This window comes from Vibrio sp. bablab_jr001 (assembly GCF_016464285.1).
GTDB classification, from domain to species: domain Bacteria; phylum Pseudomonadota; class Gammaproteobacteria; order Enterobacterales; family Vibrionaceae; genus Vibrio; species Vibrio fluvialis.
In genome coordinates this window covers 340610-353588 of sequence record NZ_JACDWZ010000092.1, presented here as the reverse complement: position 1 = coordinate 353588, position 12979 = coordinate 340610, and the positions used below count along the sequence as shown (strand labels likewise).

8 protein-coding genes are annotated in these 12979 nt (G+C 38.1%); 6 read left to right on the top strand and 2 right to left on the bottom strand.

Annotation, left to right across the window (positions count from 1 at the left end):
- The first annotated feature begins 71 nt into the window (after window positions 1–71).
- A complete protein-coding gene (locus JIG40_RS15265) occupies window positions 72–281 on the top strand; it encodes a helix-turn-helix transcriptional regulator (protein ID WP_039453138.1) in 210 nt (69 codons plus the stop codon).
- 512 nt (window positions 282–793) lie between these two features.
- Here the strand turns inward: JIG40_RS15265 and JIG40_RS15260 are convergent.
- Entirely contained in the window at window positions 794–1270 is a 477-nt protein-coding gene (locus JIG40_RS15260) for a hypothetical protein (protein WP_193256230.1), read from the bottom strand.
- A gap of 32 nt (window positions 1271–1302) precedes the next feature.
- Window positions 1303–4242 (bottom strand): RNA-directed DNA polymerase, encoded by a 2940-nt coding sequence (locus JIG40_RS15255; RefSeq protein WP_193256232.1) that lies wholly within the window; start codon window positions 4240–4242, stop codon window positions 1303–1305.
- Window positions 4243–4890: 648 nt separating this feature from the next.
- Here JIG40_RS15255 and JIG40_RS15250 point away from each other — a divergent pair.
- The 5 genes from JIG40_RS15250 to JIG40_RS15230 all read left to right on the top strand — a co-directional run bounded on the left by JIG40_RS15250 (window position 4891) and on the right by JIG40_RS15230 (window position 12748).
- Complete coding sequence (locus JIG40_RS15250; protein WP_193256233.1) at window positions 4891–6006, top strand: hypothetical protein; 1116 nt, start codon at window positions 4891–4893, stop codon at window positions 6004–6006.
- Window positions 6006–6485 (top strand): three component ABC system middle component, encoded by a 480-nt coding sequence (locus JIG40_RS15245; protein WP_047886027.1) that lies wholly within the window; start codon window positions 6006–6008, stop codon window positions 6483–6485. Before JIG40_RS15250 ends, JIG40_RS15245 begins: the two co-directional genes overlap by 1 nt.
- Window positions 6482–8434, top strand: coding sequence for a DUF3732 domain-containing protein (locus JIG40_RS15240; protein ID WP_199465605.1), 1953 nt, complete (start codon window positions 6482–6484; stop codon window positions 8432–8434). The genes JIG40_RS15245 and JIG40_RS15240 overlap by 4 nt, the downstream gene beginning before the upstream one ends.
- Window positions 8435–8839: 405 nt before the next feature.
- Entirely contained in the window at window positions 8840–11788 is a 2949-nt protein-coding gene (locus JIG40_RS15235) for a UvrD-helicase domain-containing protein (protein WP_193256246.1), read from the top strand.
- Between the two features lie 81 nt (window positions 11789–11869).
- Window positions 11870–12748 carry a bacteriophage abortive infection AbiH family protein gene (locus tag JIG40_RS15230; protein WP_193256248.1) on the top strand — a complete coding sequence of 293 codons (879 nt, stop codon included), beginning with the start codon at window positions 11870–11872 and terminating at the stop codon, window positions 12746–12748.
- The last annotated feature ends 231 nt before the right edge of the window (window positions 12749–12979 follow it).

The following is a 12979-nucleotide window of genomic DNA, read 5'->3' as shown; positions in this document are numbered from 1 at the left end:
GGATTATAATCCGTGGTCATATAGTCCGCAAGTGTGCATTGTTCAGGAAATTAATTTCATAAATAAAAAACATGAACACGAAACTTGCCGAAGCTGTAGGCCAACGTATTGTACAAATGAGAAGATCCAAAGGTTTACCTCAAGAGAAGCTAGCCCTCCTCGCTGAGATAGATAGAAGTTATATGAGCCGCATCGAACGCGGTAAAATCAATATCACTCTTGAAAAGTTGTATCAGATTGCAGACACGTTAGGCTGTGATGTGAAGGAGTTATTGCCGTAATTATTTAGCTTTATACTCAATGGGTTAGCGAATAAAATATGCTGTTGTGACCTATTCAAAGGGTTAGGTATAGAAACGGATACGTCATTTTCCCTTGGTAATTAGTCAACAGACAAAATCGGTTGGTAGTTAAGGTGCGACATAATCGCTTGGTGATCACACTAATTTAGGAAAACCGTTGATAAACATTTGCCCCAAAATTGTTTAAAGCACATGATCTACAAAATCTAGGGCATGCGTTTGCCCCTACTAGAAGTTATCCGAACTCAGCATATCTCCGCGTGGTTTTACTTAATGCTTTATACCATTCTACAGGTAATCCAAAAGTTGTTAATTGAGTAAAGCCTCCGACATACTTTTGTCAAAAAGTGAACTGTGTAGGTATTGAATTGAAAAATGAAGGTAATCGACACTATATAATCAAAACTACCAAATCATGCATGAGTCTTTACAACGGGCCCATAAGTTCCTGTCCATGATGCTTCCTAGAATAAACTCACAACAGTTAGTTACTAGTCTGAGATGAGTTCCGCCGTGGCTTGCTCTCTTGGTTCTGGTAAGTGCTTTCTTAACCGAGAACTCCATTCTTTTCTAGTCACTGATTTTGATACTTCAAGATGCCATACATGTCTTTTAAGCTGCGATTTGATAGCTTCGTTCCATGTATCGCTATTAGGTTCAGCATCTAACACTTGTTCAAAACAAAAGAGCATCTGAGCGATAAACCAACGGTACTTTGAATAAGTGGCTGGATCGCTCGTTATATCCACCTTAGTACCTCTGGCTAGCTGTGGGTGCTCAAAACATAGATTTAAGTAACTTTGATATGAAGCGTATGCTGTAGCTCTTCTCGCTTCATTGCGTGAAGACAATATCTGGATGATGGCAAATACAAGTGCGAAGAAAGCGATTATCATGACGAATATATCGGCTCGTGCATCCCAGAAATCAAAACTTAAAAATTGTGCTGCACCAAAATCAAAACACATACTTATCTCCTAAAAGTGTTTTATTCAATATCTCAACGACTTATTACCTTTTCGCAATCGTAGCCTGGGGGTAAGTGCTTGAATGAGTCCCCTGCACCTGGTCTAGATTTATACTGAAACTCCCTTAGCTTTTGTATATCTATATCGGTCGTTAAAACACAAGCATTGTTTCCACCTTTGACATAAAGCATTGTTTTATTGAATGTTTTACTTGGTCTAAGTACGCAAGACCCGCCATATTGAGACGTATTGGATTGAACTACATAGCAATGAAGGTCTCTGACAGCAGATTCCAAGATATGTTGGTAGTAGTTAGTATCTTTGTTCCATACACACGCGAAGATCATATCAACTTCAGATTTGAATAGAGTTCTGTGTTCTATGTCAGATAACTCGAAACAGTTGTATGTGGTAAAACTTACTCCGTTCCAATTTACTTTATGGTAATAGTTCTTTGGTTTATGCAGCATGTTTGCGGGTGTAAGTCTTAGTGAATCAATAAGCTCTAATTCACTAGGAGCGTAGTGGTTTTTAAGCCTAACGGAGATTGCGCACGATTTATATTTGTTCGAAGTTTTGAATGGAAGTACTTCAATGATTAAATTATAAACTTGGTTGCCTACGACCCAATGCTCTAACCCAAATATCAACCCTATCTGATGTCTGCGAGAGTGAGCTACCATAAAAGGAAGCCAAGTGACTGGTATAGCTACTTCGGGCATGATTAAGAGTTCTGCCTGCTCTTTGAGCGCTGAGTTTAGTAGCTGATATAACCTCTTTTGGCGTTCGTAGCTCACATTGGAGCGCTTGTCCTTCCTTAAAGATGAATCTATATCTCGCTCATCTACAACCATGTTGGCTAACGCAAGTCTTATGCTTTGCTTGCTCTTACTACTCCCGACAGTAAAAGTAGACTTAACGTTGCTCTTATCGTTTAGTGGCTCAAAATCAACAGGTAGTTTCTGGGAAAAAATCTTTTCCTCGTAGGATATTAGGGAACTTTTTTGCCATTCTACTAGCTGTTTTCCTGCGTGAAGAGCATCGGGTAGTTTGAATAGTTGCCACTCATCTAAGTGGATAAATCTAGGTGACATTTTTATTTTCTCAGCACACAAAGCAACTTTTTCAATCTCTAGAAACGAGTCTTCGTTCGTAAGGTCTCCGTTGAAATCAGCAAAATTGGCTAATGGCCATGAAACTAAATGATGTCGAAGCAAATTTGATTTTCTAAATGACCATGAGTAATGGGCTAGTTGCTTTTCAAATATGAAGGCCGCTAGTTTGTCTTTGCCGCTGCTTAGAAATACTTTATACGCCTCATCAGTACCTTCTTCTGGCGGTTCAGCAATATCTAGCAAGGCGACCGTAAGAGATAGAGATAGATGGTTATATAACTCCATATCTTTGTGGAGTTTAGTCGTCAATCTTTTTCTAACCCTTTTACTTGTAGGATGGATAACCCGAATCTTCTTGATTTCAGATTCTAATGTGTTCACGAATCTAAATATAAAATCATATCTTTTGGTTACCAGAGCATATTGGTAGACTTTTTCCCAAAGACGGTTGAATTGAAGGGCATTAGCTCCTCTAAAGAAAAGTTGAATGTCAGGTATGACAGTGCTGTTGTAGTCTAACTTACAGAGTCTATGCGCAGTTATATGGCTCGATAAATACTTCGATAACTCAGTTTCATTTTCAGCCAGGCCAACGATACTCCTCAGCTTATTAGCTGAACCATCATACAGAATATCATAAGCAAATTTATCCAGTTCTTTGTCAATGTGCTCTGTAGGTAAAAACTTAAAAGCACTACTTCTTTCTTCTAGCTCTTGTTTGAATATGTCTAGTCCAGCTTTACTGTGGTTTTTGTCGAAGTACTGGAGTATTAGTTTATCCCTTTGAATCGGAAGCTTGTTCTGATCGATAGTAATGAAATAGTCAGCTTTTGGGCCTTTATCTCGTTTCAATAGGTTGTTGAAATAGTGTTCAATAAAGCTTTCAATTGGGTTTTGCTGTTCAAAGTTTGGGCGTCTAAAAACTAGCAGGATATCGTCTACGTAACGGCCATAGTAAGAAGGTCTAACTTTATTAGAGATATCCTTATCAAACTCAGATAGATACCAGTTGGCGATGATGGCGGACGAAGCCATGCCTATAGGTAGCCAAAATTTTTCCTGGCAATCAGGGTGAGTCAGTGTTGCGGACTTATAAGTAATATAATTGTATGTATCGTGGACTTTTTCCAAGGCTTCGGTCAATAACTTAGCCAATTCTAGGTCGGCAAAACTATCCTTATTTTGTTCAATGAAGTCAGATATTAAGTTGAAATCGAAATCAACATGATAGAAGTATGATTTCAAGTCGAGAGATAGAAGAGCAACATCTTCTTCCTTGTCCGCGAGGTTTGATGCTATTTCAATAGCTTGATCTCGCCACTGATTGTATTGGTCTACATAACGCTTAAAGATATCTTTAGTGTAATGTGAAGGCTTATCCTCAGTGTCATTGCTGGTCAGGAAGCTTTTGAGTCTATTCCCATAACAGTCATCAGACAGTTTACTATCCATTACAGAGCCAACTACGGTACACCACAACATCTCTATAACATGAAGCTCAACTGGGGCATTGATAAAGTAGTTTACTTTTTCAACTTGATACTGAGGTGAAGATGTAATGTTTGAAATGAACAGGCCATTTCTCTCATTATGCTGGTTTTGTTTGATATCTTCAGTTCTTGATACTGACTTCGGTAACAAATGATAGGAAATTTCGTCCAACCAATCTTTAAAATCATTAGTAACCACTGGATTTTTGCTTTTTAGAACGGAAAGTATCTTTTGAAGAGATGTGTCAAGATCTTTACTTTCGAAAGCAGCTACTCTTTGTTTCAAAAATAGGTTGAGATTATCTTGATAAGCGTAGCTCTTGAGTGAAAGATATGCGCTTCTAATAGTTTCTATATCTAACTTCATGCTCTTCATGTCTCAGTATTGATTTGTGTTAATTCATTGTGGTTATGCAATGGCTTTATGCGCTTATGTTATCATATGTCTCGCAATTTTAATCAAAAGCTTCGATACTGCTAATGACTAAACTTTGCCTTATGCTGGGGCATTTGGAGTGGCTAAATCAGTTCTTACCCCTTTCCGTTTGACAAACTCATCACGCAAGCAGCGTGAAGTAACTTCCATGATGAACGTCTTTCGCAATTGACCATGCATATTTGTTCGGGCTGAAACATTTCTGCCCCAAGTGAGTTGCGCCTCCAAATTACAAAATGATGCTCAGGCAACTTTGATATACAAAAAGTAATAAGAGACAAAAGACAAGACCTGCCCCCGTGAGTTTTAATAGCTTTCCCTTCAGTGGTGTAAAAATTGTACAAGCGTAACCCTTTTTACAAAGTCTCATAACTACACCGCTCAATATTCAACAGGTTTTACTTGCATTCATGGAGTATTTGTACAGAATTAATCCATTCTAACCGTATGGTAACTATGGTGATTTTATTTGCTTCGACCTAACATGGTGGTGAAATTGATTTCGAGAACATACCGAGATCGCGAGTTTTTCCCAGTGCGCGAAGTTAATGTAGAGTGAATCTAGGAGTAATCGACACGATGACAGAAGGTTTTGCCAACAACGCTACACCAAAGTATTTAGGCTATGTTTACCAAGTTTTAATCGCCATTGAGAAGTGCTTTGAAGCAAAACCCAATGAGACTATCTGGATAGAGTGCTTTGGGGATGTCTATGATGGTAAGACATTCACAGAGGTAAAACACCATGTAGAAGAGCATAATTTAGCTAGTAACTCAAAAGATTTCTGGAACACTTTGAAGAACTTGGTGGTTGAAGACTCCTCTATGTTTGAGCAAATTGTGTTACACACGACATCTTTCATTTCCGAGAGTTCAATATTTCATGGTTGGAACACACGAAGTGCCCTTGAAAAACTCAACATCATAAAGTCTCACGTACCATCATCCTCAATTAAGCCTCTCTATGAGAAAATTTTTGAAGATGCATCGGATACCGAGCTATTGAGCATATTGTCTAGATTTACAATTGATCAATCTCGGGAACATGTAGAAGAGAAATGGAAGAGCTTATTGGAAGCTCGCAAATTGAAGTGCGTGTTAGAGCCATACAGAGAAAGCATTTTCCATTGGATATACTCATACGTTAATAAAAATGCAATCGTAGACCACCGACATTGGAAGGTTAATATCAATGATTTTGATGATGCTTTCCAGTTTCAGGTTAACAGGTGGAGTGGAGATAGCATTCCTTTCCCTGTAGACCGCACGGAGTATGATACGGAGCAGCATGCTGACGGTTACTTGTTTTTATTAGAGTATAGAGATATTGGTTTGAAAGGCAGAGATAGAGGTGTTGCTCTCAATGATTACTTCAAAGCTAAAAACAGTGAAGAGAGCCTTGTAGATCTTAAACCAGACATTATGCCCGAAATTATTGATAACTATTTATTAGATGCGGTAGAGAAAGCTACAGGATATAAAAGACAATATTCTTACGAAATAGATTATGAAGATTTAGGTTCATCTAAATCTAACAAGGCAGCTTGTAAAGCATATTTTGAATTTCATAATAGTTCGGTGTTAGAATTGCCTGAGGTAAGTGGTACGAAACCTTACTTCATGAGAGGTAAAGTACACGAGGCTATTAATAACACCGCTTATACTTGGAAATATAATGAAGAGGATATTGACTAATGAATCCTCAGGTTATTAGAGATTTGAAGTATTCTCCCTCTTTTGTTGCTGAAATACTATATTCATTTATTCAAGGAGCTAGGCGAGTTGATGAGCGAGGCGCGAAGTTTGAGTTGATTTATCTTGTTGTTCCTTTTGTTATGGATGATGTTTTAAGGGATAAACTAAATAGGTCTAATGCTAGTAGTACATTTCAAACGGCGTTTCTAAAAGATGATGAAATTAAAGAACGATTGTTTTTTATAAATGATAAAGTTCAATACTCAAAGTCTGTGACAAATTGTGGGGTAATCTACCTCAGTTCAATTTGTGAAATTATAATTAGTTCTTTCATTTTGAATGGGAATAATTTAGAAAAAACGTCAATAACAAATGATTATAAAAAAGAGTTTATAAAGGCATCTTATAACTTAGGTATTATTTTTGCGAAAGAAGGATATGTTAATGTTCTTCTTAAATCCAGGGTCACAAATATATGAAAGCTTATTTGAAAAATATAATTCTCATTGGTCATGATGGTGATTTGAAACGTCTTGGCTTTGACCGAGGGTTAAACATAATAACAGGTGACTCAAAAACAGGGAAAAGTGCTTTAATAGAGATTGTAGATTTTTGTTTGTTTTCAAAGCGCTCTACAATCCCTGTGGGAAAAGTTACTGATTTCACAGATATATTCTGTTGTGTATTTGAACACAATAATAAAAAGATAATCATTGGACGCTCAAATAATCAACCAACAAAGTGTTATTTTTCTGTTGAATATTCGGTTGGTTTCAATGTTGATAATGAAATTAACTCTCACTATTTTAAGTCCAAGAAAACTAGAACTAGATTCGAGGTTCAAAAGGATTTCGAAGAGCACTTAGGATTATCGGTTGAAGATACATCATTGAATGATGATGACGATTATAATCTTAATAAAGGGAAAGTCTCAATTCGGAATGCTACTTCACTATTCTTTCAGCATCAAAATTTAATAGCTAACAAGCATAGTTTGTTTTACAGGTTTGATAACTTCATTAAAAGTAGAATAGTAATTGATCAATTTCCTATATTTATGGGCTGGGTTGATAACAGATACTACAGATTGAAGAAAAGATCTGAAGATTTAGAAAAGCAGATAAAAAAGATAGAGGCAGAAGAAAAGAAAGCTTTGCTAGGTATTCAAGAAAAAAGAGAAAAATTACTCATACCAATTAGGCAGTATTATAGAGTGTTAAATCTTAAATTTCTGGATGAAGATGCATCACTGGAAAAGCTGAAAAGTTTAGCGAGAAACCTGCCTTCTGTACCATTGAATGTAGAGCAAAATGTTGATTTCAATAAACAGCTAAATGCCTTAGAGAAAGCAAAAGATAAAGAGCTAACGTCTTTATATGAATGTAATCAATTGATAAGTCTTATTAAGGCAAACGAGGAGGAGTCAATAGATTACTCCAACTCGATGGCACGCCTTGCAGAAGTATCGCAAGATGAGTCTATACCTAAAAACAGTGTTAGTTGCCCGTTATGTAGCACACCAGTAACTAGTGTTGTTTCTAAAGTGGAAGAGGTTAAGCGCTCTAGAGCGCTACTTCTTGATGAACTGTCCCGAATTGGTAGTTACAAACAGGACAGTTCTAAGTCTCTTAACTCATTACTTTTAAAGCGAGACAAGCAAAAACAGGTCGTAGCTAATATAGATAATGAAATAAGACAATTAAGAAAATTATTCAGAGTTAAAAATAATCTAGATATAAGGGACTCACTAAATAATATTCGTGGAAGAATAGAGAACACCTTAGAGTTCTTTATTGAAGGGCAAAAGTTAGAAAAAGATAACCACGATCTTTCAGCTATGAAAGAGGAGTTGGAAACCTGTATCAGACAGATTCGAGGCTATGGTCTTGAACATAAATTTTCTGAGGCCAATGCACTTATCAATGAGACAATGAATGAGCTTAAAAAAGACTTAGATTTTGAAGATGATTTACGAAATGGTGAAATGAAATTCAAAACAGAAGATTTCACATTTGCTTATTACTTTAACAAACAAGAAATACTACTATCAGAAATGGGCAGTGGTGCGAACTGGTTAGCTTGCCATCTAGCGGTTTTCTTGTCAATTTTAAAATTAACCTCAAGCTCAAACTCTGTAATACCAGCAATATTATTTCTGGATCAACCTAGTCAGGTATATTTCCCAAAAGTAACAAGAAGATTTTCTTCTAATAATAAAAAAGAGTTATTGGGTGAAGAAGAAGTTGATGAGAATATTAAACAAGTAATAAATATATTCAAGGTTTTTGAGCGGTTCTTAAATGAACTTGAAAGAGATCCAAAAATTGGATTTAAGCCACAGATTATAGTTTTAGAACATGCAGATGAACCTGAGTTTGATCAGTATGTTAGATATAGATGGTCTTCAAATGGTCAAAAGTTGATATAATTTTACTAAGGTCAAATAGTAACGTTTGACCTTAATATTAACTGCTAATGTTATCTATGACATAAAGGCTAATAATACTCGGGTCAGGTCTTTCTTTTGGCCCCAGCAAAATTTAGCTGAGAGTCCTACATTCACCAGAAATCGTAACACGGAAATGTCCATAAGGGTGTCTGCGCCGATCACGGCAAATTCACCTTTGCCCCAAAATGCGTCGAAGCCTTTTTCAGAGGAAATAATGAGAATTCTATGTTGGGATATTTTAGCTAATGACCAAGTACTTTGTGCGAGCCTCGCCGTATAACGTAGCCTTACCACTTATATTAACTTGGATGTGTATGAGTTTTTGTTCATTGCTTATCTCTTCTATGGCATCATAGTTACTGTGTAGCGATGCAAGAATATTAAATGCCTCAGAAGATCATAAAATCAAGAATCAGCCTACTTGGTAAGTACAAAGGGGTTGTGCTCGGGAAGCACTCCCTAAAGGTGGTAGATAAGTCATCCTCTAGAACAATCAAGTACTCTAACATACTTAGTTTCTGCACCATAAAACGTTCTATTTTTGGTCACAACCTTCAAGTCACTACTGATAACGGGGAGGTTGTTATTAGTGGTCTGAGTCATAGAAAGATCATTCCACAATTCCACGCAATTAATCGATCAATTCAAGTAGCAATCGAATCCAAAATAACAGACACATACACTCGATTTTCAAAAGCCGCAGTTGGTCAATATCTGCGTGAGTCGGCTATCCCTGACGTTCAAGCGATCATTGAACCAATGGTTCGGTTATTTAACAAGACACCTGATGCTTGGGAAATCTACCTATCAGGCGAACCGCTACAAAAGATTAAGAAGCTATCTGAGTTAAGCCCAATCTCAAGCTCTGCAAACTATCTGAGAGAGTTGCACGTTGGTAGAGTGCTAAATGCCCGTAAAAACTTCTACGATAGCATTGAGAGCAATCCACTTACTGAAGAACAACGATTATCAGTAGTTCAGCACGATGACTTCAATATGGTTCTTGCTGCCGCAGGAACAGGCAAAACATCTGTTATGGTCGCAAAAACAACGGATATTCTTGAAAGACAATTGGCTAAGCCTGAAGAAGTAATGGTGTTGGCATATGGTAATGCCGCTGCCGAAGAACTTCGTATTCGCTCCAAAGAACGACTGAAAGCTGCGAATATCCACCATTATGACCTCGACAAGCAGATCTCCACGTTTCATAGCCGTGGCTTCCAAGTTATCGCCGCAGCTCAGAAGCAATCTGTGGAAGAGTTCCGTAAATTGAACATGAGTTGGTTGGTAAAAAAGCCAGCATTGCTTGAATTTATCAATAATTGGCTCGTTACTTTCATCGAAGAGAGTGAGGAAAATCTTAACACTTTCATTGAGACGGTATATTACGCATACAACCCATTCCTATCTGAGTCTGAAGAAGCCCACCAAGAAGCTTTGAAAGGTAAGAAGTACATCACGTTGAATGGTGTTGAGGTAAAAGGCTATCAAGAGGTATTGATTGGCAACTGGCTATTCAAGAATGGCATTGAATATGTGTATGAGCCTGATTATAGCAATCGTCTTGGTATCAATATTGGTTTTCCATACCGTCCAGATTTCTATGTGAAACCTGTTGAGGGAGCAATAAGCGATCAGATTTACATTGAGCACTTTGGTATCGATAGAGAGGAAAACACAAGAGCTGATATCAATAAAGCTAAATACAATCAGGGAATCAAAGACAAAAAAGCTCTTCACGAACAGATGGATACTGAGCTGGTTGATACTTATCACTATGACTGGTGTGAGGGCAATCTTGAAGCCGTATTAGAAGCTAAGTTGAGGGCATTAAATGTAGTGCCTAAGCCAATATCGAAGGAAGAGATTCTTGAGGCTGTAAGAAAGCAAGACTTCATCAAAAATGCTGTTAATGAGCTTTCCGAAACGCTATCAGCCGTTCGTTCAGAGGCGATTGAGGGTTATGAAATCCAGCGTCGTTTGGAAGTAGCAGATATCCAAAATGCACGCAGTCATATGGAATTGATTGAGGGATTAAGACAAGCCTATGTTGGTGAGTTGCGTAGCCGAAACCACCTTGATTTCGATGACATGATCCTTTTGGCAACTCACTACTTGAAAGAGGGCATGTTTAAGCCTGAGTGGAAGTACATTCTTGTTGATGAATTTCAAGATATCTCCGTTTCTAGGTGGAATTTCTTGATGGAGCTGTTGAAAGCGTCAGGAACAAGTCTCACTGTGGTGGGGGATGACTGGCAGGCTATCTATGCGTTTGTTGGTGGTAAGCTCGAATACACGACACGATTCCAAAATAACGTTGGTAATCATGCCCTAACCAAATTGCAAAAGACCTTTCGATACAACAATAGTATTGCTGACACTGCTGGCGGCTTTGTAATGAAGAACCCAGAGCAATACCAGAAGCAGATCGTCACGCATACTCAAGTTGATTCATCAGAAGTCTTTCTGATTGATAACCATGATGCCAATGAAAAAGATCCTACTGAAGCTACTTTGAATGCTGTTGAGAAAGCGATAAAGGAAATCTATGCAGATGATGCTGATGCTTCAATTGGTATCCTGACCCGTTACCGTAAGAGTAAAACAGCAGCAGCTCAGCGTTTCACGAAGAAACGTGGGTTCAAGAATATGAAGTTTTGGACGTTGCATGGTTCGAAAGGTTTAGAGGCGGATTACTGCTTTGTTTTAGATTTAAACCAAGGATACTTCGGCTTCCCGACTGAAAGAAAAGAGAACGAGGTTGTAAGTGCGTTGATGCCAACAGTTGATATGTATCCGCATGCTGAAGAACGACGTTTGTTTTATGTAGCAATCACTCGTTCAAAGAAGCGTTGCTATTTGGTTGCTGACCCGAAAGAACCGTCTGAATTTGTCCTTGAGTTACTTAGTCCTGAATATAAAATCAATATAGTGTCAGAACACTTTACTCCTGAAAAATTGGCTGCAAGGAAATGCCCCAACTGTAAAACAGGATACCTCAAGCCAAAGAAAGGTGTGCGTGGTACTTACGTGTGTTCTACAGGATTAGGCTGTCTGTCGGAAGCTGTTGAATGCGAATGCTGTGCTGATGGTCTAGCGGTTAAGAAATTGAGGTATGGTGAGTGTTTAACTTGTAAGGCTAAGTTCCAGCTATGCCCTCGTTGCAAATCACCCAAAATTACAAGACTAGGCAGGTATGGTGTGTATGTAGCTTGTTCTGGTTACAAAGGTGAGGAGAATGAGGATTCGTGTAAGTTCAGGGATAAACTGTCTCCTAAAGTGAAAGGCAAAATTGGGGCGAATGAACGCATTCCTTACTCTGGAATTTCGTAGACTAATCATAAGATTATGCGATTATTGCTTGTTATATTATGCAACTTGTAACTTTGAGATATTATCTGTAGGGGTATTGGCGTGACAACTTTAGTCATAATCGGTAATGGTTTTGATATTCAGAACGGATTACCTACAAGTTATTGGCATTTCCATCAAAACCATCATGATGCTCTAAACGAGCATTTTGTCTTTTTTCCTGAGTTTTACGATGATCAAGAGTGGTCTAACTTTGAAGAAAACTTAGGTGTTTTCAATGAGGATGATTTCAGCGAACAAGCCGTATTACAGCCAAGCTTAGATGAGTTGGCGGACTCTTCAAGTAGCTTACTGTATGGCTATGAAGATGAGATGACAATAAAAGTAGATGAATTGGTGGATGCAGTAACAGATACGTTCAAAACTTGGATAAGAGCAATAGACGTAACCACAGCCACGCAATTATTTGAATTTCCTAATGGATCTAAGTTCATTAACTTCAACTATACATCTACTCTCCAAGACATATATTCAGTTCCTGACGAAGATGTTCTGCATATTCATGGTAAAGCCAGATCGAATGTCATTTTTGGTCATGGAATCGGGAACGGCAACCAATCTACATCGATGCCATGGAATGAAGACGAGCCTTGGTTTGATGAATCCCAAAGAACAGTTGCTTCAGTAACAGATAGGTTTCACAAGCCAGTAGCTGAGATACTAGAACGTCATCGTGCTCAACTAGAAGGCTACGGAGATGTTACAAAAATCATTGTGATAGGTCATTCGGTCAATGATATTGACGTTCCGTACTTTAGATGCATCTTGGAAGCTTACCCTGATGCTATTTGGGAGAACTGGAATTATGATGATGGCATATTATACACCCGAGATAAATTGATAGCTCTTGGCGTGCCTCAATATCAGTTAAGTTCATCACCTTCTAGTGAGCTTGGGACAACTTATCCGATAAGGGGATAGGCGAGTGTCAGCGATTACTGGAGGTATATAGCGAACTCGGTTTGATCTGCTCTTGTAAGACTGGACACCGACTTAAGCGAGTTTTGTAGTACTTCAAATAATCAATACTTTGCTAAATTATCAATTGCGGCAAAACATGTCCATTTGTGGGTTACGATACAAGCAGGCCGACTGTACAATCTAGTCGTGAGTTACCAGCGAGTATGTAAGTTCGAGTATGAGCTACTACAA

What these genes read in the sequence shown, in the direction of transcription:
- JIG40_RS15265 (WP_039453138.1), top strand. Translation starts at nt 72, where the DNA reads ATGAACACGAAACTTGCCGAAGCTGTAGGCCAACGTATTGTACAAATG.
- JIG40_RS15260 (WP_193256230.1), bottom strand. Translation starts at nt 1,270, where the DNA reads ATGTGTTTTGATTTTGGTGCAGCACAATTTTTAAGTTTTGATTTCTGG.
- JIG40_RS15255 (WP_193256232.1), bottom strand. Translation starts at nt 4,242, where the DNA reads ATGAAGTTAGATATAGAAACTATTAGAAGCGCATATCTTTCACTCAAG.
- JIG40_RS15250 (WP_193256233.1), top strand. Translation starts at nt 4,891, where the DNA reads ATGACAGAAGGTTTTGCCAACAACGCTACACCAAAGTATTTAGGCTAT.
- JIG40_RS15245 (WP_047886027.1), top strand. Translation starts at nt 6,006, where the DNA reads ATGAATCCTCAGGTTATTAGAGATTTGAAGTATTCTCCCTCTTTTGTT.
- JIG40_RS15240 (WP_199465605.1), top strand. Translation starts at nt 6,482, where the DNA reads ATGAAAGCTTATTTGAAAAATATAATTCTCATTGGTCATGATGGTGAT.
- JIG40_RS15235 (WP_193256246.1), top strand. Translation starts at nt 8,840, where the DNA reads ATGCCTCAGAAGATCATAAAATCAAGAATCAGCCTACTTGGTAAGTAC.